The sequence below is a fragment of the Thermodesulfovibrio sp. 1176 genome (assembly GCF_029946585.1).
In the GTDB taxonomy this organism is placed as follows: Bacteria; Nitrospirota; Thermodesulfovibrionia; order Thermodesulfovibrionales; family Thermodesulfovibrionaceae; genus Thermodesulfovibrio.
In genome coordinates this window covers 59,759-81,350 of the sequence record NZ_JARZRZ010000005.1, presented here as the reverse complement: position 1 = coordinate 81,350, position 21,592 = coordinate 59,759, and the positions used below count along the sequence as shown (strand labels likewise).

23 protein-coding genes, 1 tRNA gene and 1 rRNA gene are annotated in these 21,592 nt (G+C 31.6%); 8 read left to right on the top strand and 17 right to left on the bottom strand.

Going from position 1 to position 21,592, the window contains the following annotated elements:
• Positions 1-7 precede the first annotated feature (7 nt).
• Positions 8-865 (top strand): GGDEF domain-containing protein, encoded by an 858-nt coding sequence (locus QI155_RS09210; protein ID WP_281321474.1) that lies wholly within the window; start codon positions 8-10, stop codon positions 863-865.
• On the opposite strand, the gene QI155_RS09205 is transcribed toward QI155_RS09210, so the two are convergent.
• From QI155_RS09205 to QI155_RS09165, 9 genes are all read right to left on the bottom strand, one after another.
• Positions 860-2,767 carry a response regulator gene (locus tag QI155_RS09205; RefSeq protein ID WP_068861187.1) on the bottom strand — a complete coding sequence of 636 codons (1,908 nt, stop codon included), beginning with the start codon at positions 2,765-2,767 and terminating at the stop codon, positions 860-862. The genes QI155_RS09210 and QI155_RS09205 overlap by 6 nt on opposite strands.
• Positions 2,764-3,822 carry an ATP-binding protein gene (locus QI155_RS09200; RefSeq protein WP_068861186.1) on the bottom strand — a complete coding sequence of 353 codons (1,059 nt, stop codon included), beginning with the start codon at positions 3,820-3,822 and terminating at the stop codon, positions 2,764-2,766. The genes QI155_RS09205 and QI155_RS09200 overlap by 4 nt, the downstream gene beginning before the upstream one ends.
• 95 nt (positions 3,823-3,917) lie before the next feature.
• Complete coding sequence (locus QI155_RS09195; RefSeq protein WP_068861185.1) at positions 3,918-4,601, bottom strand: zinc dependent phospholipase C family protein; 684 nt, start codon at positions 4,599-4,601, stop codon at positions 3,918-3,920.
• On the bottom strand, positions 4,601-5,170 hold the full coding sequence (pth, locus tag QI155_RS09190) for an aminoacyl-tRNA hydrolase (protein WP_281321473.1): 570 nt from the start codon (positions 5,168-5,170) through the stop codon (positions 4,601-4,603). The genes QI155_RS09195 and pth overlap by 1 nt, the downstream gene beginning before the upstream one ends.
• Before the next feature lie 8 nt (positions 5,171-5,178).
• The gene (locus QI155_RS09185; RefSeq protein ID WP_281321472.1) at positions 5,179-5,823 is read right to left on the bottom strand and encodes a 50S ribosomal protein L25; all 645 of its coding nucleotides are present in this window, start codon (positions 5,821-5,823) and stop codon (positions 5,179-5,181) included.
• A 13-nt stretch (positions 5,824-5,836) separates the two neighbouring features.
• A complete protein-coding gene (locus QI155_RS09180) occupies positions 5,837-6,781 on the bottom strand; it encodes a ribose-phosphate pyrophosphokinase (protein ID WP_068861183.1) in 945 nt (314 codons plus the stop codon).
• 50 nt (positions 6,782-6,831) lie between these two features.
• Positions 6,832-6,903: transfer RNA gene (locus tag QI155_RS09175), tRNA-Gln, on the bottom strand.
• Entirely contained in the window at positions 6,904-7,752 is an 849-nt protein-coding gene (ispE, locus tag QI155_RS09170) for a 4-(cytidine 5'-diphospho)-2-C-methyl-D-erythritol kinase (RefSeq protein WP_281321471.1), read from the bottom strand.
• 3 nt (positions 7,753-7,755) lie between these two features.
• Positions 7,756-9,438, bottom strand: a complete 1,683-nt coding sequence (locus tag QI155_RS09165) for a tetratricopeptide repeat protein (RefSeq protein ID WP_068861181.1) — start codon at positions 9,436-9,438, stop codon at positions 7,756-7,758.
• 267 nt (positions 9,439-9,705) lie between these two features.
• Between QI155_RS09165 and radA the strand changes: the two genes are divergently transcribed.
• From radA to QI155_RS09135, 6 genes are all read left to right on the top strand, one after another.
• Complete coding sequence (gene radA / locus QI155_RS09160; RefSeq protein WP_281321470.1) at positions 9,706-11,064, top strand: DNA repair protein RadA; 1,359 nt, start codon at positions 9,706-9,708, stop codon at positions 11,062-11,064.
• Complete coding sequence (locus QI155_RS09155; protein ID WP_068861179.1) at positions 11,036-11,674, top strand: hypothetical protein; 639 nt, start codon at positions 11,036-11,038, stop codon at positions 11,672-11,674. The genes radA and QI155_RS09155 overlap by 29 nt, the downstream gene beginning before the upstream one ends.
• The gene (rsmA, locus tag QI155_RS09150; RefSeq protein ID WP_281321469.1) at positions 11,667-12,434 is read left to right on the top strand and encodes a 16S rRNA (adenine(1518)-N(6)/adenine(1519)-N(6))-dimethyltransferase RsmA; all 768 of its coding nucleotides are present in this window, start codon (positions 11,667-11,669) and stop codon (positions 12,432-12,434) included. Before QI155_RS09155 ends, rsmA begins: the two co-directional genes overlap by 8 nt.
• Before the next feature lie 145 nt (positions 12,435-12,579).
• Positions 12,580-12,948, top strand: coding sequence for a periplasmic heavy metal sensor (locus tag QI155_RS09145; RefSeq protein ID WP_068861177.1), 369 nt, complete (start codon positions 12,580-12,582; stop codon positions 12,946-12,948).
• A gap of 63 nt (positions 12,949-13,011) precedes the next feature.
• Positions 13,012-13,356: a hypothetical protein gene (locus QI155_RS09140; protein ID WP_068861176.1), complete on the top strand. Its 345-nt coding sequence runs from the start codon at positions 13,012-13,014 to the stop codon at positions 13,354-13,356.
• A complete protein-coding gene (locus tag QI155_RS09135; protein WP_068861175.1) occupies positions 13,350-13,805 on the top strand; it encodes a hypothetical protein in 456 nt (151 codons plus the stop codon). Before QI155_RS09140 ends, QI155_RS09135 begins: the two co-directional genes overlap by 7 nt.
• Here the strand turns inward: QI155_RS09135 and QI155_RS09130 are convergent.
• Genes QI155_RS09130 through rpsO form a run of 3 tightly spaced genes read right to left on the bottom strand, consistent with a single transcriptional unit; the run spans position 13,795 to position 17,444 of the window.
• The gene (locus QI155_RS09130) at positions 13,795-15,024 is read right to left on the bottom strand and encodes a pitrilysin family protein (protein ID WP_281321468.1); all 1,230 of its coding nucleotides are present in this window, start codon (positions 15,022-15,024) and stop codon (positions 13,795-13,797) included. The two genes, QI155_RS09135 and QI155_RS09130, sit on opposite strands and share 11 nt — an antisense overlap.
• Positions 15,025-15,027: 3 nt before the next feature.
• Positions 15,028-17,157 (bottom strand): polyribonucleotide nucleotidyltransferase, encoded by a 2,130-nt coding sequence (pnp, locus tag QI155_RS09125; RefSeq protein WP_068861173.1) that lies wholly within the window; start codon positions 17,155-17,157, stop codon positions 15,028-15,030.
• A gap of 17 nt (positions 17,158-17,174) precedes the next feature.
• Positions 17,175-17,444: a 30S ribosomal protein S15 gene (gene rpsO, locus QI155_RS09120; RefSeq protein ID WP_068861172.1), complete on the bottom strand. Its 270-nt coding sequence runs from the start codon at positions 17,442-17,444 to the stop codon at positions 17,175-17,177.
• Positions 17,445-17,667: 223 nt separating this feature from the next.
• On the opposite strand from rpsO, the gene rrf reads away from it, so the two are divergent.
• A 5S ribosomal RNA gene (rrf, locus tag QI155_RS09115) occupies positions 17,668-17,784 on the top strand.
• Between the two features lie 49 nt (positions 17,785-17,833).
• Here rrf and QI155_RS09110 read toward each other — a convergent pair.
• The 5 genes from QI155_RS09110 to ribE all read right to left on the bottom strand — a co-directional run bounded on the left by QI155_RS09110 (position 17,834) and on the right by ribE (position 21,589).
• Positions 17,834-19,267 carry an SDR family oxidoreductase gene (locus QI155_RS09110; RefSeq protein WP_068861171.1) on the bottom strand — a complete coding sequence of 478 codons (1,434 nt, stop codon included), beginning with the start codon at positions 19,265-19,267 and terminating at the stop codon, positions 17,834-17,836.
• A gap of 13 nt (positions 19,268-19,280) precedes the next feature.
• The gene (locus QI155_RS09105) at positions 19,281-19,619 is read right to left on the bottom strand and encodes a hypothetical protein (protein ID WP_068861170.1); all 339 of its coding nucleotides are present in this window, start codon (positions 19,617-19,619) and stop codon (positions 19,281-19,283) included.
• 125 nt (positions 19,620-19,744) lie between these two features.
• Positions 19,745-20,236, bottom strand: coding sequence for an ATP-binding protein (locus QI155_RS09100; protein WP_281321524.1), 492 nt, complete (start codon positions 20,234-20,236; stop codon positions 19,745-19,747).
• Positions 20,237-20,633: 397 nt separating this feature from the next.
• A complete protein-coding gene (nusB, locus tag QI155_RS09095) occupies positions 20,634-21,098 on the bottom strand; it encodes a transcription antitermination factor NusB (protein WP_068860274.1) in 465 nt (154 codons plus the stop codon).
• A gap of 26 nt (positions 21,099-21,124) precedes the next feature.
• Positions 21,125-21,589 (bottom strand): 6,7-dimethyl-8-ribityllumazine synthase, encoded by a 465-nt coding sequence (gene ribE / locus QI155_RS09090; protein ID WP_173894042.1) that lies wholly within the window; start codon positions 21,587-21,589, stop codon positions 21,125-21,127.
• Between the last annotated feature and the right edge of the window lie 3 nt (positions 21,590-21,592).

The window sequence follows — 21,592 nt, the reverse complement described above, 5'->3', positions numbered from 1 at the left end:
AAAAGTTATGGACAGAATATTAATTTTAGTTTCTAATAAAAAAAATTATGCCTTGCTTAAGCAAGAACTTCAAAAAAAATACATTATTGTAAAAAATGAAAGTGATATTCAAACCCTTAATTTTGATTTAATAATTATTGATGGTGTTGAGTTAAAAAAGAGACAAACAGAAATTACAGAATTTAAAAATAAAAACTTTCCTCTTTTTTTGCCTGTTATTTTACTTACAACTAAGGAAGACTTAAGTATTGCAGAAAAATTCCTTTACGAAGTGGTTGATGATTTAATTCGGATTCCAATTGAAAAACTTGAGCTTAGAGTGAGGATGAATATTTTATTGCGAATGCGTTTTTATACTTTGGTGCTTTCTCGGGAAACTGTTATAGACCCGCTTACAGATATTTACAATAAAAAATTTTTCTATGAAATGGCACAGAAAGAATTTGACTACTTTAAAAGATATGGCAGAAAATTTAGCCTTCTTTTCATTGATATAGATGATTTCAAAAAAATAAATGACAGATATGGGCATCTCTCAGGCGATATGGTACTGCAAGAAATTGCCAAAAGACTGCAAAAAGCTGTTAGAAAAAATGATATGGTTTTTAGATTTGGCGGAGAGGAATTTGTTGTATTGCTTCATGGAGCAAATTCTGAAAGAGCAATATCTATAGCAGAAAGAATCAGGCAGGAAGTAGCCAATGAAGAAATTAAAATTTATGAAGACAATAAGATTTCTATAACTATTAGCTGTGGTGTAGCAACAGTTAATGAAAGTATAAAGGATGTTCAGGAATTGGTAGACAGGGCAGACATTGCAATGTACAAAGCCAAACAATCAGGTAAAAACAGAGTTTCTCTATAATTTATCAAGAACTTCTCTTACTTTATTTAACAACTCTAAAACTGTAAAAGGTTTACTTAGAAATATTTTTTTGTTTAGAATTTGTCTTTCAATTTGAGGAATATCAGGATATCCTGAAATAAAAAGAACCTTAATAGATGGATTTAACTCTTTTAATTTTTCATAAAAGGCAACGCCACTCATATTGGGCATAACAATATCTGAAATTAAAAGGTCAAATTTTGTATTTTTCTCTCTTACAAAAGATAAGGCATCCAAAGGATTTGTAAAAGTTGTAACTTTGTATCCTTTCATTTCAAGGGAAGCACAAATGAATTTTTGTACTTCTTCACTGTCTTCTAAGACAAGAACTGTTTCATTTCCACCTAAGGGTTCTGTCTGTTCATTAAATTTTTCTTCTTTAAAAATTTTCTCTGCAAAGGGTAGATATATCTTAAAAGTTGTTCCCCTGCCTACTTCACTATAAACTGATATATGACCATTGCTTTGTTTAATAATTCCGTAAACAGTGGCAAGTCCCAAACCTGTTCCTTTTTCTTTGGTAGTGAAAAATGGTTCAAAGATATGCTCCATCACTTCTTTACTCATTCCTGTGCCTGTGTCTGTAATATTTAAAACCACATAACTACCAGCTGGCAATTGGTAGTATTTTTCTGACAAGTCAATGTTTGCAGTTGATATATATATTTTACCTCCCTGTGGCATTGATTCTCTTGCATTTGTTACAAGATTCATTATTACCTGTGTAATCTGAGTTTTGTCTGCCTTTATACTATGAAGATCTTCTGCAAGAGAGTATATAATTTCAATATCTTCTCCTATTATTTTTTCAATCATCTCTTTGATTTCTATGATTAGATCATTAATATTGAAGACTTCAAGTTTTTGAATGCTTTTTTTAGAAAAAGACATGAGTTGTCCAATAAGTTTTTTTGCATTGTTTCCAGCCTTATATATGTTTTCTGAGTATCTATAAATTTTATTATCTTTATCAACTGTTTTTAGAATCAGATCTGAAAAACCTATTATTGCATTAAGCATATTATTAAAATCATGGGCTATACCACCCACAAGCCTTCCTATTGCTTCAAGCTTTTGTGATTGAATTAATTGAGTGAAAATTTTTTTATATTCGGTAATATCATTGAAAATAGCCACTACAGAGGAAATATCTCCCTTTTCATCTAAAATAGGAACGATGCTGATTGTTATATCAATTTTTTCTCCGTCCTTTCTTATAATTTGGTATTCTTCAAACTTATAAGATTTTTTCTCTTTAAAAACTATTTTTATTGGGCATTCATCATAAGTTATTTCTTTTCCTTCCAAATTATAAATTTTTGAAATAAATTCCTTACAAAATTTTCCTTTGACCTCATCCTTTGATATATTAAATATTTTTGCGTAGGCATCATTTACAAATATTATTTTTTCATCTTTATCAATAAGAACAATTCCTACAGGACTATAGTTTACAATAGTCTCTAATAAATGCCTTTCCCTTTTTGCAAGAGCCTCTAATTCTTTTTTTCTTATGGCATCTTTGATTGCAAAAGGAAGCTTTTTGATATATTTTTTCAGGATATAATCATCGGCACCTTTTTTAAGACAATCAACAGCTACTTCTTCACTTATAGACCCTGTAAATACAATAAAAGGTATATTGGGATAATATTTTTTAAATATTGACAGAACATCTATTGCTGTGAAACCTGGAAGATTGTAATCACAAACAACTATATCAGGAGCAAATTCCATCAGTTTACTTTCTAATTCATAAAGAGTTGAAACATTTTCACTAATAAATTCTATATTCTCCCTTCTTATTACTTCTTCAGCAACTATTACATCTTCGGGAATGTCCTCAACAAATAAAATTTTTATTGGATTTTTTTCTATCATCTGTATATTGTTGGTTTGAATGGAAGATTAATAAAAAATCTGCTACCCTCTCCAATTTTTGATTCAACCCATACTCGTCCATTCATCAGTTCAACGCATTTTTTTACAATACAGAGACCCAAGCCTGAACCCCTATGGTTTTTAACACTATGAAGTCTATAAAACATCTGGAATATATTATCAAGCTCTTTCTCAGGAATTCCTATTCCGTTGTCTTTTACCTCAATTATTATTTCCTTATTCTTTTTTTCAACGGAAATTTTTATTTTTGGTGGTATATCTTTTTTGGAATATAAAATTGCATTTAGAATAAGATTTCTCAGAATAACCTCTATTAAATTCTTATCAGCATAAAATTCAAATTCCTTTTCTAATTCAACAGAGGCATTTTTTTCTTCTATTTCTTGACCTAAGTCTTTTTTAAGCCCTTCAATTATTTTACTTAATTGAATTTTATCTATATTAATACCTGCTTTGCCTATCGTAAGAAAATTATAAAGTGATTCATTAATCTCATGAACTCTTTCAGAAAGTTTAATTATATGTTGACAATAATTCTTACATTTATCTTTAATTGCCTCACTACAGTCACTTTGAATAAATTCTGAAAAATGTTTTATAGCTCTTATGGGAGACTGCAATTCGTGTCCAAGAGCATGGGCAAAGATTTTGATTTCTTCAAGTCTGTTTTTCATTTGAAGTGAATAATATCTTGCCCTTAAAAGAACAGCAATTCTTGCCTGAAGCTCAACCTTAATTATTGGGATAGTAATGACTTCATCAATTACTTTCCATAGGTGCTTTGTGGCAAGTCCTATATCTTTGTTGCTTGTAATCATAAGAAAGGGTAAAAATAATGGTTTTTCCTCATATCTTCTTAATATTATGTCTTTTTGCATTTTTTCTAAATTTATACCATCAATGATTGCCATATCAAAAAATTGTTCAATATCCTTTGAAGAGTTACCAATTAAAATTTCGTAATTACCACTTAGCTCTTCTTTTAAGAGTTTTTCGTTTTCCTTATTGTTGAGCAATAAAAGTATTCTATTCATTTTTTAATTTATTTTTATCATTTTTTAAGATTTTTTTCAACTCATTGATTTATGACAATAAAGAAAAAATTTTTAAGTTTTTAATTGAATAGAACTCAATAATTCGGAGGAATAGAGATTATGCTGGAGTGCTCTCCCTCTTTTAAAACTTCTATCATTGCAGATAATGATTTAAGGTGAAAGGATTCGAATAATTCCGGATTTTTTAGTTCACCAAAGTTAAAGGCAGACAGAAAAATAAGGGAATTATATATTTTTTTAGATGTTTTAAGAGATAAAGCAGGATTAATAAAAGATTTTTCAAAAAATTTATCGCTTATCCTTTTTACTTTTTTATTTATTGACATTATTTGAAGCCAGTAATAGCGGTCAATCATTCTGTCAGCTTTAAGTTCAAAAATCATATGCTGGAAAGGATTTAATTTTTTTATATCTTTATGAAGGACAGCATCTGCTGCTAAATGAGTCAGAAAACCATAGGCAAAACTTTGTTCTTCAGGTGTTTTTGCTTCATTTATTAAGAAAAATGCCCTATTCCATGAATGGGGATTTTTATCTTCTGGTAAATATTTTTTCCCAAAAACTGTATCTGGAAGAATATTGCCATAAATGAAATAATCTCTATAAGTATTTATTATTGGTAATACAGTTAATGGAATCATATGGGTAACAGAAAAAATCTGCTGGGAAAGGTAAGCATGGGTTAAAGGACCCCAGGCATAGGAAGTATCAGGAGAAAATAGAAAAATAAAGAAAAATAGAAAAGTAATGGGGAACATTAAATTTCCTCTCTATTATATAGATTCATTGCTTTATCAACTCCTTCGCTTATTATTGTAACAATTGAATCTACCGCCTGTGAAATTTTTTCTTTTATTATAGCTTTTTGTTCTTTTGAAAAGGGACTTAAAACGTAATCTGATACTTCTTGCAAAGGGTCTTTACCAATTCCTATTTTTATTCTGATAAAATTTTTTGTGCCTAAAAAATCAATGATAGACTGAACTCCCTTGTGTCCTCCTGAGGAACCATTTTTTTTTATCTTCATTTTCCCAACAGGTAAATCAAGGTCGTCATGGATGACTATTAGAGAATTAGGTAAATTATTTAAAATTTTTTGATTTACTAATTGCTTCACAGCCATTCCACTTAAATTCATATAAGTCAAGGGTTTAACTACTGTAATATCCTGATTTTGTATTTGACCTTTTGCAATACAGTAATGCTCTTTTTTAGTAAAAATTAAATTGTATTTATCTGCAAGTTCATCGATAACCATAAATCCCACATTATGCCTTGTTCTGCAATACTTTTTCCCAGGATTCCCTAATCCCACAATTAATATCATTCAAATTATTACTCTTCTTGCTCTTCTTTTGCCTTTTTACCCTTCTTTATAACTTCTGGTTCAATAGGTTCTTCTACTTTAGGAGTTAATTCAATTTCTTCAGCTTCAACAGTTACTGTGGCAATAACTTCATCGGGATCAGATATTACTTTTATACCTTCCTCAAATTTAATATCGCTTACATGGATTGAGTCTCCAACTTCTAAATCTGAAACATCCACTTCTATGTGTCCAGGTATTTTTTCTGGAATAGCTTCTATTTCTATTTCAGAAATTCCGTGTTGAAGTACTCCTTTGTCTTTTTTAACGCCTATTGGTTCACCTATTAGGACCACAGGTACAGTAACTCTGATTTTTTCAGTAGCACTTACTTCCATAAAATCAACATGTAAAAGTTTTCCTGTTATTGGATCAACTTGATAATCCTGAAGGATTGCTTGTTTTTCTCCTTCTTTAAATTTTAAAGTGACAAATAGTTTTTCCTTTGTAGCAATATTCATGAATGGTAGCATTTCTTTTGCTGCAATCTGTATAGGTGTAGATTCCCCATTTTTATAAATAACACATGGAATAAGTCCCTCTCTTCTTAACTGTCTTGCAGCTCCTTTTCCTTTTCTTTCTCTTTTTTCTACTGTTAATATGAACTTCTCCATTTTTTTCTCCTCCTTATACAAATAATGAGCTTATTGATGTTTCTTCATGGATTCTTTTAATTGCCTCACCTAATAGATGGGCAACTGTTAACACCTCAATTTTAGGGCACTTTTCTTTTTTATCTCCAATTGGTATGGTATCAGTAATTATAATTTTTTCCAGTACTGAATTATTTAATCTTTCTATTGCAGGACCAGAAAGCACTCCGTGAGTGGCTGCTGCAAAGACTCTTTTTGCACCTTTTTCTTTAAGAGCTAATGCTGCCTGGGTAATTGTTCCAGCAGTATCAATCATATCATCTATCAATAAGGCATCTTTATCTTTTACATCACCTATTACATGCATAACCTTCGATACATTAGGAGCATCCCTTCTTTTATCAACTATTGCAAGGGGAGCATTTATCTTTTTTGCAAAAAATCTTGCCCGCTCGGTTCCTCCAGCATCGGGAGATACTACGATAATGTTACCGAGGAGTCCGTTCTTTTTTAAATAATCAAGAATTACAGGAATTGCAAGAAGATGATCTACAGGAATATCAAAAAATCCCTGAATTTGTCCTGCATGTAAATCAATTGAAAGAACCCTGTTTGCACCTGCTACTGTAATTAAATTAGCGACAAGTTTTGCAGAAATTGGAACTCTTGGTTGAACTTTTCTGTCCTGTCTTGCATATCCATAGTAGGGAATTACAGCTGTTATTCTTCGTGCCGAAGCTCTTTTAAGAGCATCAATAATTAGAAGTAGTTCCATTAAATTATCATTTACAGGGGTGCATGTTGGCTGAATTACAAAAGCATCAGCCCCTCTTATGTTTTCTTTAATTTGCACCATTATTTCACCATCACTAAAGTTTGTTACAGCTGTCTCAGTAATTGGAATTTTTAAATAATCACTAACTTTTTTAGCCAGTTCAGGATTAGCATTTCCTGTCAATAAAATAATACCATTTGGCATTTCAAACTCCTAAAAATAAAAATAACCCTCCCACTGAGGGTTTATTTTTACTGGGGAGGCAGGATTCGAACCTGCGAATGGCGGATCCAAAATCCGCTGCCTTGCCGCTTGGCGACTCCCCATTATGAAGCCAGAGTTTTTACAACTTTAACCCAATATCCCTTAAAAAACTCTGATGCTTCCAATGCCTTTTTTTCATCTGTAAACAGTCCAAATACTGTAGCACCGCTTCCACTCATTAAACTTACCTTTGCACCAGTTTTAATCAACATTTTTTTTATCATTTCTATTTCAGGATATTGCTTAGAAACTACAACCTCTAAATCATTCCAAAGATAAAGATTTTCAATATCTCCTTTTTTAAGGTTTTGATATAATTGCCAAATATTATTATTTATCTTTTCATAATTTTCTGTCAATTGAGTTTTTAAATTTAAAGATTCATATGCCCATTTTGTTGATATACCAAAAGATGGTTTGACTAATAGGAGAGTATATGTTTTGTCAATTTTTAGTGATTTTACTATCTCTCCGCGTCCTTCTATGATGCAAATAGGAAGATTTAAAAAGAAAGGTATATCGCTTCCGATAGATGCTCCGATTTGGATTAGATTTTCTAAAGAAAGTTTTAATTGCCAAAATTCATTTAATGCTTTTAGGGTAGACGCCGCATCTGAACTTCCTCCCCCTAATCCACCACCTATTGGAATCTCCTTTTTTAAAGTCACCCTTATTCCTTTTTTTATTCCAGTAAAATTCTTTAAGGCTACAATAGCCTTATAAACAAGATTATTTTCCATTCTTATGGGCGAGTTTGTTTGAATTTCAATATTGTCAGATTCTTCAAAAGTTAAATAATCATATAAGTCTATTGCTTGAATAAGGGATAATATATCGTGATATCCATCACTTCTTTTTCTTATAACAGATAATGCCCAGTTTATCTTTGCAGGTGCTAAAATAGTAAGCATTAGTTAATTTTTAATATAGGGAGTAATCTCTTTTATTTTCTTTTCTACTCTTTCCTTAAGTCCTTCTTCTTTTTCATGATAAAAGAGAGATTTCTGCCATGCCTCTAAAGCATTTTTATACTGTCCAAGTTCTTTATATACATCCCCAAGATGTTCAAAAATAACAGGATCATCATTAACATATTTTATAGCTTCTATTAGATAATTTAGGGCTTTTTGTTTATCTCCAAGTTTGAAATAAACCCAGCCAAGACTATCAAGATAATAACCATTATTAGGTTTTAAATTAACTGCTTTTTCAATCAATGATAAAGCTTCCTGAAGATTAATCCCTCTGTCGGCATAGCTGTATCCAAGGTAATTAAGGGCTTCTGCATGATCAGATTTGATGGATATAACTTTTTTCATAAATTTCTCTGTTTCAGAAAACTGTCCGAGTTTATCAAAAACAATTCCTGCCCAAAAATTTATATCTAAATTATCAGGAAATTTTTCTAAAGCTTTTTCAGTGTATTTTTTTGCTTTCTGATAATCTTTTAAATCTAATGCTACCTCAATAGCATAAATATATATATCTGGCAAATCATCAGAGAATTGCAGTATTTCATCATATATGTTTAATGCTTCTACAAGTTTTTTCTGTTTTATATAAATCATTGCTAAGTTTAAAAAAGCATTGACCTGTTTTGGGTTAATAGAAATAATTTTTTTTAACAGATTTTCTGCCTCTTGGTATTTTTTGGTGTCAATGTAAATCAGGGATAGATAATACATCAAATTTAAATCATTAGGACGCTTTGAAAGTAAATAAGAAATTTCTTCAGTGGCTTTATCATACTGTTTTGTTTGAAGATAAAGAAGAGCAAGTTGTTCATGAATCTGTTCTGACTCTGATTTTCGTTCTTTTAAATGTTCAAGCTCTTCAATAGCTTCTTTATAAGATTTTTTTGTAAGGTAGAGGTTAATAAGCCTTTCTCTTGCAAAGAGATTCTCTGGATTAAGATTTAATACCTTTTTAAAATAGCTTTCTGCTTCTTTGAGATTCCCTTCCAATTCCGAAATAGCTCCGAGATTAGTGTATGCGGGTTCATAATCTGGATTTATCTGTAATATTTTTTTAAACATCTCCTTGGCTAAATTAAATTCTTTACTTTCGATATAAATCATACCAAGAAAGTGAAGTGCCATTATATTTTCGTTGTCTTCATCTAAAATTTTTCTAAATGTAATAATTGCTTTATCTACCATGCCTAAGGAGAGATAAAGATTCCCAATTTTTGCAAGAATTTCTATTTTATTTGATGATTTCTCAAGAATTTTTTCGTATACTGATATGGCATCATTAATCTGTCTTTCTTTAACATAAATTGAAGCGAGTACTTTTAAGGCTTCCAAATTATCTGGTAAGTCCTTTAAAACGGTTTCAATATATTTTTTTGCTTGTTCTAAATTATTTGTTTTTAAATAGGCATCTGCAAGAATTATTTTTAAAAAATTAGATGTCGGGTCTTCTTTTAATGCTTTTTCATAATAATAAATGGCAGAATTCAAATTGCCGTTTATACTACTATAATATCCCGCTATAAAATTAAAATAAGGATTTTCCTCTATTGCAAAGGTCAAAGATGGTATAAATAAAAATGGTATAAATAAAAAAAGAAAAAATACAATACAATTTCTTAACATGAATTATTATGACATACTGGTTGTAGATTTAACAAGGAAAGGAGCGTAATTGAAAAGAGAGGGAGGATTACCCCCTCTCTTTAAGGGCTAACAAGAACTCTTGCATTTGCATGTAGGCATTGCCTTACCAGAGACCTTTCTAATCATAATACCCCTCCCCTTCATAGGGATTTAAACCTCTTCATGAGGTTTTTTTAGAGCTTCATGCTCTAATTTGATTATATCAATTTTTTGTAAAAATTATTCAAAATAAATTATCATTAATCCATGAAGGCAAAATTAAAAAAAATTTTCCAGTGCCAAAGTTGTGGATATATTTCACCTAAATGGATTGGTCGCTGTCCAGACTGTGGTGCATGGAATAGCTTTACTGAGGAGATAATTGAGGATAAAAAGAGTGAAATCAAAACTTTAGCCGAGTCAATTAATCCTATCCCAATAAATTTAGTTGAACTTACAACTTCTCCAAGACTGCTGACAGGAATTAACGAATTTGACAGAGTCCTTGGTGGAGGCATTGTAAAAGGTTCACTTATCTTGATTGGAGGAGACCCTGGTATTGGAAAATCAACAATTTTACTACAAGCCTCTAATAATCTTGCGAAACAGTTCGGCAATCTCCTTTATGTTTCTGGAGAAGAATCTCTCACTCAAATAAAATTAAGAGCAGAAAGACTTGGAATAAACTCAGACAGAATTTTACTTCTAAGTGAAACACTTGTTGAAAAAATTATTGATTGTGCTAAGGAGGAAAAGCCAGCTGTGTTAATTATTGACTCAATTCAGACTGTCTATACAGAAGAATCTCTTTCAGCGCCTGGCTCTGTTAGTCAGATCAGAGAGTCTGCAACAAAGTTTATGGGTTTTGCAAAAAGTACTGGTGTTCCTGTCTTTTTAATTGGTCATGTCACAAAAGAAGGAGCAATAGCAGGTCCCCGAGTGCTTGAACATCTGGTGGATACGGTTCTTTATTTTGAAGGTGATCGAGGTTATGCTTATAGAATCCTTAGAAGTGTAAAAAACAGATTTGGTCCAACCAATGAAATAGGAGTATTTGAGATGACCTCAGAGGGTCTTATAGAGGTTGAAAACCCTTCTTTAATTTTTCTTTCTGAACATGAATCATCAAGTGGTTCGGCAATAACAGCAACAATTGAAGGAACAAGAGCAATTTTAACAGAAATACAAGCACTTGTTGCACCTTCAAATTTTGGTATACCAAGAAGAAACTTTATCGGAGTTGATTATCAAAGAGTTAATCTGCTTGTTGCTGTTCTTGAAAAGCGTGGAAGGGTAAACCTTGCAGGTGCTGATATTTTTGTGAATGTAGTGGGAGGACTGAAAATAACCGAACCTTCATCTGATTTAGCAATAATCTCATCGATAGTTTCATCTTTTAGAGATATTCCCCTTCCTGAAGGAACTGTTATCTTTGGTGAAGTTGGATTAAGCGGAGAGGTACGCGCAATATCTCAAACTGAGTTAAGATTAAAGGAAGCATCCCGAATAGGCATGAAAAGTGCAATTATTCCTAAAAGCAATTTTGAAAGGCTTAAAGAAAATTATGGATTAAGCATAAAGGGAGTAAGGTCAATAAATGAACTTCTTGAAAGTATTATTAGTTAGTCTAATTATAATTACAATTTCAGGCTGTGCTGAAAAGAAACCTCAGGTATTAAAGGAGTTTTATGCAGAGAATATTCAAGAGTTTATAAGGAAGATGCAAAACTATCAGAGCCTCGAAAGTTCATTAACTATTGATTACGAAAGCAAGGGAAGTCTTCTCAGTGGAGATGCTGCCCTTAAAATCTATAAAAATGAAACCCTTCTTCGTGTTTATTATATGGGCTTTCCTGTCGGCGAGGTATATGAAAAGGAAGGTGAATTTTCATCGAACTTGCCTATGGAAAAAGACAAAATAATACAAATCTTAACAGGTATAAAAAGGGGTTTTATGTGGTGGAATGGCGATTTTGAAGTAATTGAAAATGAAAAAAACTTTATTTTAAGAGAAAGAGAAAGTGATAGAGAAATTGTCTTAACAAAAAATGGGTTTATGCCTGTAAGTCAGACTTTTACCTTTGAGAATCAGAAAATTTTTATTGTCTATGAAGATTTTAAAGAGTTTCAAACCCATGATAACACTACTTTAATAATGCCTTCGCAAATTATAGTTTATTACAAAAACAAAAATTTAAAAATCAGAATAGAAAAGTTAAAACTAATAAATGGGTAAAAAATTAGGACAACATTTTTTAAGAAATAAAGAGATTCTTCAAAGAATTGTAAATTCTGCAGAAATTGGTCCTCAAGATAAGGTAGTTGAGATTGGTGCAGGAATGGGAGATTTAACGGAGCTATTAATTAAAACTACAAAAGAAGTAATTGCCATAGAGCTTGATCCTTTTCTTTTTAAAATTTTAGAGGAGAGATTTGTCCAGAGAGAAAATTTGAAATTAGTTAATCAGGATGCCCTTAAATTTCCCTTTGAAGAAATTGGAACATTTAAGGTGGTGGCAAACATTCCTTATTATATAACGAAACCAATAATTTTTAGACTAATCGAAGCAAGAAATCTTATTTCAATGACTTTGACAATACAAAAAGAAGTGGCACAGAGACTTGTTGCAAAACCTGGCTCAAAGGCATATTCTACTCTTAGCATTATTGCCCAATATTATACAATTCCTGAAATAAAATTTTATATCCCTCCAAAATTTTTTAGTCCTCCTCCTAAAGTTGAGTCAGCAGTAATAAAAATGGATAGAAGAAATGCTCCTCTGGTAGAATTAGAAGATGAAAGGCTTTTTTTTAAAATTGTTAAAGCATCCTTTGGTCAGCGCAGAAAAATGATATCTAATTCCTTAAAATCGATTATTAATCAACCAAAGGAATTTTTATTAAAAATCGGCATAGACCCGATGAAAAGAGCAGAAGAATTCAAAATTGAAGATTTTGCATACATAACCAACGAACTCTGCAAATTTTGCAAATAACAATGCAATTTTTTCAAAATCAGAGCCTTCCTTTATTAGTCTTTTAATCCTCAACATAATAAAAATAAAGCATTTTTAGTTTTGGCATGATAATTGATATATATAAATATCAAATGGAAAGAAAACAAAAAGGAGGTGAGAGAAAATGAAAAAGACATTTATTATTACCATTGCGGCTCTGTTTGTTTTAGGAATAATTGGTGGTGCAGCTTACGCATGGAGAGGTGGAGGCCCCGGATACGGAGGCTATGCATGTCCCTATTACAGTAGCACAGTAGACCCTCAAAAAGCACAGAAGTTTTACACTGATACTTTACCGTTAAGACAAAAACAACTTCAGCTTAGAGCAGAACTTGCACAGCTTTATGGACAACCAAATCCAGACTGGAATGCTATAACAAAGAAACATCAGGAAATGGTTCAGCTAAGAACGGAAATACAGAAGAAAGCTCAGGAATATGGACTACCCTATGGTCGTGGAATGATGATGCAAAAGTATCACAGAGGATGGTAAAATTGATTAAATTAATGTAACCTTTTGCTTTGCAAAAGAGTTAACAAAAAGGAGGTTTGAACCATGAAGAAGTTACTGAGTATAATTGCGGTGGCATTAGTAATTGCAGTATTTGCAGGTGTATCTTTTGCACAGAAAGGAATGGGGCCCCAATATCCAATGGGAGTTGATCCAGCTAAAGCACAGCAGTACTGTAAAGAAGTTCAACCTCTCTATCAAAAAGATTTACAGTTAAGAGGTGAACTTCTAACATTATGGGCACAGCCAAATCCTGACTGGAATGCTATAAAACAAAAAGAACAGGAAAGAGCATCTCTGAGAGTTGATATGCACAAAAAGGCATATGAAATGGGACTTCCCTATACTAAAGGAAGAGGTTTACAAATTAGAAGAATCTGCGGATGGTAAAAATTAAGGGGGCAGTAGCCCCCTTTTTAAGGATTAACGAAATGAAATGGAGTATATTGATAATGATTTTTTTAATAACCATAGGTGCAGTTGCATCTGCCCAAGAATGGCATGAATCCTATGACCCGAATACGGAAATTTCTATAAAGGGAAAAATTGTTGAAGTTATCGAAAAAGGAAAAGGCCCTGTGGTTATTGGAATTATGAAGAATGAAAAAATTTATAATGTTATTACAGCACCAGGATGGTATATCATACAGGAAAGAATAGATTTTAAGCTCGGAGATGAAGTGGTTGTTCATGGCTCAAAGTTTTTTTCAAAAAAAGGTGAACTTTTTATTATCGCAAGATCAATTCATAACATACAAAATGGAAAGATATATCAACTAAGAGAAGACCATAATATGATGCCAAAATGGCGCGGTAAAGGAAAGCATTTTAGATATTGAGCTGTTCCTTTTTAATAGGACCGAATACAGTAAGATTAAAGTTATCCTTTTTTAAATAATTTGCTACTTTTCTGATATCTTCAAAATTAATTTTCTTAATCTGGGATATTTGCTCTTTTACTTTATAAACGCCACCCAAGTATATTTCATTATATGCAAGAGTTTGCATTACAGAAGATGGAGATTCGGAGGAATATATAATTTGTGATATTATCTGTGTCTTTGCTCTTGCTATTTCTTCTTCTTTTAGACTCCCTGGAAGCTTTTTTAATATATCCATTATAATTTTTATGACTTTGTTTATTTTCTTATGCTCACTTGCTGTGTATATTCCAAATACACCGGTATCAGAATAAAAGGAAACAAAGGAATAAATGTTGTAAGCCAGCCCTCTTTTTTCTCTAATCTCTTGAAAAAGTCTGGAACTTACACTTCCTCCAACAATACAATTTAGCAATGTAAGAGGTAGTCTATCTTCATGTCTAAAAGGAACAGTTTCGAATCCTAAACAAAGATGAACTTCGTGAAGATCTTTTTCATAAACTTTGATGCCTGGTGAAAACTTTGCAGGATTATTAAGAAAAACAGGTTTTGAGCTTCTTTTTTTTATATTTTTTTCAAGAAAATTCGTTAGTTCCTTTTCATCAAAATTTCCTGCACAGCATATTAGACTATTTCCTATACCATAATAATTTTTAAAACAATTAATTATATCTTCTCTTGTAATATTAGTTACAGTATTCTCTTTTCCTAAAATAGGAAGCCCAAGACTATTTTGAAAGGCATTTTCCATAAAAATATCATGGGCAAATTCTTCAGGAGTGTCATTAACCATTCTGATTTCGTCGAGAATAATTGAACGTTCTTTTTCTATCTCTTGTTCAGGGAAAAGAGGGTTCGAATATAAATCACAAAGTAAATCTAAGTATCTTGATATTTGCTTTTTTAATCCCTTTACATATATAGATGTAAATTCTCTTGTTGTAAAGGCGTTTATATCTCCCCCTAAGGAATCTATCTCAAGAGATATTGTTTTAGCATCTCTTCTTTTTGTCCCCTGAAAAAATAAGTGTTCAATAAAGTGGGATAAACCATTTTTTTCTGCAGGGTCATGTCGAGAACCATGTTTGATCCAAATTCCTAAGACAAAAGACTGGAAATTGTCCATTTTTTGTAGTATTACAGGAATTCCAGAAGAAAGATAGATTTTTTTGGGCATTGACTATTTTATATAATTTTTTCCTTCAATCTCTTTAATAGCTTCTTTTCTGCTTAAACGAGGTCTACCAAGTTCGTCAATTTCAAGGACTTTAACAGGGACTTGTTCTCCGATTTTCAAAACATCGGATACTTTTTGAATTCTTTTGTCTGCTATCTGAGAAATATGAAGAAGTCCTTCTACTCCTGGAAAAATTTCAACAAAAGCACCAAAATCAACAATTTTCGTTACTTTTCCCATATAAATTTTTCCAACTTCTGCTTCTTGCGTAATTCCCTTAATTATCTCAATTGCTCTTTTTGCAGAAGCTTCGTTGGTAGATGCTATTTTTACAATACCTTCTTTGTCTTGAATATCTATTTTAACTCCTGTTTCTTCTATGATTCCTTTGATAACCTTGCCTCCAACACCAATAATGTCCCTTATTTTTTCAGGTTTTACTGATAATTTATAAATTCTTGGCGCAAAAGGTGAAAGCTCTTTTCTTGGTTCAGATATTGTCTCAAGCATCTTTTCAAGAATTTTTAGCCTTGCTAACCTTGCCTGCTCAAGAGCGAGCTGAAATAAATCATTACTAATTCCTGATATTTTTACATCCATTTGAAAGGCTGTTATACCCTTTGAAGTACCAGCAACTTTAAAATCCATATCGCCATAATGGTCTTCCATACCAAGAATATCAGTAAGAATCACAGTTTTGTCTTTTTCTTGAATTAATCCCATGGCAACTCCTGCAACAGGTGACTTTATCGGGACTCCTGCATCCATTAGAGATAAAGTAGCCCCACAAACTGTAGCCATTGATGATGAACCATTTGACTCAAGTATGTCTGATACAACTCTTATTGTATAGGGGAATTCTTCCTTAGATGGAATAACATAGTTTAAAGCTCTTTCAGCCAAATAGCCATGTCCTATTTCTCTTCTGCCAGGACCCCTAAGGGGTTTAACCTCACCAACACTGAAGGGTAAAAAATTATAATGGAGCATGAAAGTTTTAAAGGCTTCTCCTTCAAGAGAATCTATCTTTTGTTCATCTTCTGATGTGCCAAGCGTTGTTGCAACAAGTGCCTGAGTTTCACCTCTGGTAAAAACAGCTGAACCATGCACTCTTGGAAGTATACCAACTTTACAATAAATTTCTCTTATATCTTCGGGTTTCCTTCCATCTACTCTTAATCCTTTTTCAATGATATTTCTACGAATGGTATTTTTCAGAATTTCATCAAAATATTTTATTATTTCTGAAGTTAAATCTTTTGTTGGGTCTCCAGTTATTTCTTTTCTTATTTCTTCTTTGTTGATAGTTAAAATTGCCTCATTTAACAGTTCATCAAGAGCCCTTTGACGTTCCTTTTTACCCTTTACAAATAAGGCTGATTCTAATCTGTCTGCTACAATCTTTAATATTAAGTCTTTTAATTGGTTATTATCTTCAATTGAAGTTAAAACTCTTTTTTGCTTCCCTGCAATATGCTTTAGTTCTAATTGAAGTTTAACTATTTTTTTGATGTATTCATGGGCAAACTTAAGAGCTTCTGTGAGGGTTTCTTCAGATATTTCATTCCCTCCGCCTTCAACCATTGTTACAGCTTTTTCTGTTCCTGCTACAACAAAGTTAAGATCGCTTTTTTCAACTTCTTCATTATCAGGATTTAATACAAAATTTCCATCAATTCTTCCAACTCTAACTGCACCAACAGGTCCTTCAAAGGGAATATCAGAAATAGTTAAAGCAGCAGATACTCCTATGATGCTTAAAATATCTGCAATATTTTCATCCCCATAAGAAAGCACAGAAGCTATTGCTTGAGTTTCATAGTTAAAACCTTTAGGGAAAAGAGGTCTTATTGGTCGGTCAATTAGACGGGAAACAAGAACTTCTCTATCTGTTGGTTTTCCCTCTCTCTTAAAGAAGCCCCCAGGAATTTTACCTGCCGAATAAGCTTTTTCCTGATAGTCTACAGTTAACGGAACAAAATCTAAATTTTCCTTTGGATTTTTTTCTGAAACTATTGTACATAAAACATAAGTATCACCATATTTTACTAATACTGAACCATCTGATTGTCTTGCTATGAATCCTGTTTCTAATATAAGATTTTTTCCCTTTAATTCAATTTCTACTTCCACATCCTACCTCTTATAGTTTATTTTCTGAGATTAAGTCTTTCCAGAATTTTGTTATATCTGTCTTTGTCCATTTTCTTTAAATAGTTTAAAAGCTTTCTTCTTTGAGCAACTAACTTTAATAAACCCCTTCTTGAATGATGGTCTTTCTTATGGACTTTGAAATGTTCGGTTAAATAGGAAATTCTCTCTGTAATAAGAGCAATTTGAACTTCTGGAGAACCTGTATCGGTAGGATGTGTTTTAAAGCTTTCAATTATTTCTCTTTTTCTTTCAGTAGAAATCCCCATTTTTTTCACCACCTTTCTTAAGATAAGATTAACTTTAAAAGTTAACATAAATTTAAGAATTTAGTAAAGTTTTACCCAATTTTTGTGATTATTCGCTTACTCTATAAGGTCTTTTTTACCTCTTTTGCTTTTTCAATATATTAATTTTACACATAAAAATTTTTACACTACCCTGTAAACAATACTTGACATTAATTAACCGTAGTGTGTTATTATAAAAATGTCTGGTGGCTATACCGGAGGGGAAACACCCGTTCCCATTCCGAACACGGAAGTTAAGCCCTCCAGGGCCGATGATACTATGACCGCAAGGTCATGGGAAAGTAGGTCGCTGCCAGGCATTTTTTTATAAATAAATTCAGTTTATTCTTAATTCCCGAAAAATAATCCTAACTTTTTAATCGTTTAGCTTCTTCAACTATTTTATTCATCATCATTTTAAAAATTAATTTGTGGAAGGGAAGAAGGCAATACCAGTAAATCCTTCCAAAAAGCCCTTTTGGATAAAAGTAAGCAGTTTGAGTAAAAAGTTCACCATCAATTGAAAATTCAAGCCATGCTTTGCCTGGGAGCTTCATTTGGGCTTCAAGGAGAAGTATTTTTCCCTCTTTAATATCTATTACTTTCCAAAAGTCTATAACATCGCCCACTCTTATTTCTTTTGTCTGTCTTCTACCTCTGTTTTTACCGTAGCCACCTAAGATTTTGTCAATAAGTCCTCTTATCCCCCATAAAAAATTCAGTGCATACCATCCTTTTTGTCCTCCAAGATTTTTATATACATCAAATATTTTTGAAGCATAGGAACTATCAATCTCTTTGATGTAAATGTCTCGGAAAATAGCTTTTGAAATATCGGGGACTTTAGGTACATCACATACTAATCCTTTTGAACTATCACACCATCTGCTTAATACTTGATTTTTTTCAATTTCTTCCAAAGCTTTTTTGATAGCCTCTTTAAAGGGTGTTATTTTTATTTGAGGAAAATATTTTTCAGCATTATCATTCATTTTTACTGTTTTTGTCTTTAATCCTAAAACTAATTCTCTTGCCAATTCGTAATTCACAGGTGTAAAAAGAATAAGCCAATATGAAGAAAGTCTTGGTGAAAGAACAGGTACTCCAATGATAATTCTCTTTAATCCCATAACTTGAGCAGTTTGAATTAACATTTCTTTAAAGGTCATCGGAGACATTCCTATGTCTATCATTGAATGTATTGGCATTTCATACATGATTGCGTCTTTAAGATATTCAATTACATCATCTATATAGATCGGGGATGTTTCAGTATTAACCCATTTAGGAGTTATCATTATAGGAATTTTTTCTACAAGATTTCTTATTATTTCAAAGCTTGCAGAACCGGAACCAATAATAACGCCAGCTCTAAACCAAGCAACACTTACATTTTCGGGCTTTTCACTTAGAATTTTACCCGTAAGAAATCTACTTTTTAAATGTGTGCTTGCATCCTTGAATTCACCTAATCCACCTAGGTAGATTATTTGTTTAACTTTATTTCTTTCACAGCAGACTCTAAAATTTTCAGCACTTTGCTTCTCCTTCTCAAGATAATTTTCATCTTTTCCCATCATATGAATTAAATATACAGCAACATCGACATCTTTAAGAGCTTCCTGTAAGACCGAAATATTAAAGGTATCACCTTCATAAACTTGGCATCTTTCTAAGATATGATTCTCAAGTTTATTTTTATTGCGAACTAATAGCTTGATATTTACATTTTCATTTATAAGACTATAAAGTAGTCTTCTTCCTACAAAACCTGTTGCTCCTGTAAGTAAAACAGTTTTCATTTAATTGTTTTGATTAATGTTTGTGTCCTTTTTCAGAGTGTCCACCGGCAATAATATAAATTACTTCTGAATCTGATATATTTTCGAAAAGACAGCTTTCTTCTTCTACAATATGAAAGGCATCTCCTTCAGATAGAATTCCATTGAATTCTCCTGTAACCTTGACGGTCCCTTTTAAAATTAAAACTATCTCTTCATGACCTTTGCCTGGTTTTATAAGTCTATTTTTTTCTTTATGTCCTAATATTCCGTAAATCATGTAACAGGCATGGGAACCAGTTAGTTCAGAACCAATTATAAATTCATCAGATTTTAATTCTTCAATAGATTTTTTTACATTAAGAAATTTCATCAATTAAATTTTAAACTTTCTGTGTAATAAAATCAATCAGTGGATTTTGCAATTTTATGTAAGAATTATATCGAGAATTTGGACAAAACTAAACATCTATTTCTGTTAATCTGAGCATGAAAAATTTATTTATCAAGGACTTCTCTTATTTTATTTGATAAAAGTTCAATTTTTCTTACATTTTCGTCATCATCTATAACAAGAACTGTTTTATTACCTGTATAGATTTTATCTTCTTTTTCAATGAATACTTTTTCTATCTTTTTATCAACTCTTGGAAGATAAACTTTAAAAGTTGTTCCCCTGTCTTTTTCAGTATGCACTGTAATACTTCCTTTATGTTTTTTAACTATACTGTATACGGTTGACAATCCTAATCCTGTTGAGTATTCTTTAGTAGTAAAGAACGGTTCAAATATTTTATCTATAAAATTTGAAGGTATTCCAACTCCCGTATCAGTAAAAGAAATTGTGACATAATGTCCTTTTTTCAAACCGTGATATTTATTCAGATGTTCATCATTAATTTCCACATTAGAAGTTTCGATAATGAATTGACCTCCAAGAGGCATAGCATCTTTGGCATTTGCGGCGATATTCAAAATAACTTGAATGATTTGTGAAGAATCAGCCTCTATAGCTCCAATGTCGGGTGATAGTTTTTTTACAAGCAGAATGTCTTCACCAAGTAGTCTTTTAAGAATATCCTCAATATGTTCAATTAATTCATTAACATTTAATACTTCCGAGAATTTTGCGAAATTGAAGGCTTTAGCTCTCTGAAGAGGTCAATAAAATAGCAGAATATAGCTAATAAGAGCAAATACATGGGATATTTTCAATTAATAAAGACAACGGATGTAGCAATATATGTAACAGTAAGCAGGATAGAGAAGAATAAATGGAAAGTGCCGATTCCTTTAGTTAAGTCTGCGTTATAAGAATTTGAAAAAAATGTTTGTAAAAAATTTTTATGTACAGATGTAATAATAAATTCAAATATTTAATTTTTAATTAATTTTCCAAACCATTAGTTTCAGCTGTGCGTAGTTTTGTTTCTTCTTTAGCTATTTTATCTAAAATTCCATTTATAAAAGCTACACTTTCTTTTGTTGAATATTTTTTAGCTATTTCTAATGCTTCATTTATAGAAACCTGAAAAGGTATATCAGGTCTGTAAAGTATTTCATAAATTGCAAATCTTAAAATATTTTTATCAATTGTTAGAATTCTCTCAACATCCCATTTTTTAGCATATTTTTTTATTAAAATGTCGATGTTTTCTAAATTTTCTAAAGTTCCTTCAATAATCTCATTAGTAAAAGATTTTATATCTCTGTCTTCTTCTCCGCAACTATCCCAAAACTTTTCTAATTCATCGTGAATTATATTATAAAAGGAGTTTTTTTTACAGTAATCGTTAATTTCCCAGGCATATAAAAATTTAAGAATATATTCTCTTGCTTTCCTTCTTTTCATGTTAATCGTATTTTTAAATCATTTTCTTATATTTGCTCAATAACTCTTGCCATTTCAATAGCTGCCATAGCAGCATCCCACCCTTTATTACCAGATTTTGAGCCTGCTCTTTCAATGGCTTGTTCTATATTTTCTGTTGTTATAACTCCGAAGGAAACAGGAATTCCTGTTTCAAGACTAACAAGAGCAATTCCTTTTGAAACTTCAGCTGCAATGTAGTCAAAATGTGGTGTAGCTCCTCTTACTAAAGTGCCAAGACATATAATTGCATTGTATTTACCTGATAGAGCTAATTTTTTAGCTATCAATGGAATTTCAAAAGAACCAGGAACTCGAACAATTTCTATGTCTTCTTCATTAGCTCCATGTCTTATTAATGCATCAAGGGCACCTTCAAGAAGTTTTGATGTAATGAATTCATTAAATCGGCTTACAACAATTCCAAATTTTAATCCTTTTGCTTGAAGTTTTCCTTCAATTATTCTCATCATAGC

What these genes read in the sequence shown, in the direction of transcription:
- QI155_RS09210 (WP_281321474.1), top strand. Translation starts at nt 8, where the DNA reads ATGGACAGAATATTAATTTTAGTTTCTAATAAAAAAAATTATGCCTTG.
- QI155_RS09205 (WP_068861187.1), bottom strand. Translation starts at nt 2,767, where the DNA reads ATGATAGAAAAAAATCCAATAAAAATTTTATTTGTTGAGGACATTCCC.
- QI155_RS09200 (WP_068861186.1), bottom strand. Translation starts at nt 3,822, where the DNA reads ATGAATAGAATACTTTTATTGCTCAACAATAAGGAAAACGAAAAACTC.
- QI155_RS09195 (WP_068861185.1), bottom strand. Translation starts at nt 4,601, where the DNA reads ATGTTCCCCATTACTTTTCTATTTTTCTTTATTTTTCTATTTTCTCCT.
- pth (WP_281321473.1), bottom strand. Translation starts at nt 5,170, where the DNA reads ATGATATTAATTGTGGGATTAGGGAATCCTGGGAAAAAGTATTGCAGA.
- QI155_RS09185 (WP_281321472.1), bottom strand. Translation starts at nt 5,823, where the DNA reads ATGGAGAAGTTCATATTAACAGTAGAAAAAAGAGAAAGAAAAGGAAAA.
- QI155_RS09180 (WP_068861183.1), bottom strand. Translation starts at nt 6,781, where the DNA reads ATGCCAAATGGTATTATTTTATTGACAGGAAATGCTAATCCTGAACTG.
- ispE (WP_281321471.1), bottom strand. Translation starts at nt 7,752, where the DNA reads ATGCTTACTATTTTAGCACCTGCAAAGATAAACTGGGCATTATCTGTT.
- QI155_RS09165 (WP_068861181.1), bottom strand. Translation starts at nt 9,438, where the DNA reads ATGTTAAGAAATTGTATTGTATTTTTTCTTTTTTTATTTATACCATTT.
- radA (WP_281321470.1), top strand. Translation starts at nt 9,706, where the DNA reads ATGAAGGCAAAATTAAAAAAAATTTTCCAGTGCCAAAGTTGTGGATAT.
- QI155_RS09155 (WP_068861179.1), top strand. Translation starts at nt 11,036, where the DNA reads ATGAACTTCTTGAAAGTATTATTAGTTAGTCTAATTATAATTACAATT.
- rsmA (WP_281321469.1), top strand. Translation starts at nt 11,667, where the DNA reads ATGGGTAAAAAATTAGGACAACATTTTTTAAGAAATAAAGAGATTCTT.
- QI155_RS09145 (WP_068861177.1), top strand. Translation starts at nt 12,580, where the DNA reads ATGAAAAAGACATTTATTATTACCATTGCGGCTCTGTTTGTTTTAGGA.
- QI155_RS09140 (WP_068861176.1), top strand. Translation starts at nt 13,012, where the DNA reads ATGAAGAAGTTACTGAGTATAATTGCGGTGGCATTAGTAATTGCAGTA.
- QI155_RS09135 (WP_068861175.1), top strand. Translation starts at nt 13,350, where the DNA reads ATGGTAAAAATTAAGGGGGCAGTAGCCCCCTTTTTAAGGATTAACGAA.
- QI155_RS09130 (WP_281321468.1), bottom strand. Translation starts at nt 15,024, where the DNA reads ATGCCCAAAAAAATCTATCTTTCTTCTGGAATTCCTGTAATACTACAA.
- rpsO (WP_068861172.1), bottom strand. Translation starts at nt 17,444, where the DNA reads ATGGGGATTTCTACTGAAAGAAAAAGAGAAATAATTGAAAGCTTTAAA.
- QI155_RS09110 (WP_068861171.1), bottom strand. Translation starts at nt 19,267, where the DNA reads ATGAAAACTGTTTTACTTACAGGAGCAACAGGTTTTGTAGGAAGAAGA.
- QI155_RS09105 (WP_068861170.1), bottom strand. Translation starts at nt 19,619, where the DNA reads ATGAAATTTCTTAATGTAAAAAAATCTATTGAAGAATTAAAATCTGAT.
- nusB (WP_068860274.1), bottom strand. Translation starts at nt 21,098, where the DNA reads ATGAAAAGAAGGAAAGCAAGAGAATATATTCTTAAATTTTTATATGCC.
- ribE (WP_173894042.1), bottom strand. Translation starts at nt 21,589, where the DNA reads ATGATGAGAATAATTGAAGGAAAACTTCAAGCAAAAGGATTAAAATTT.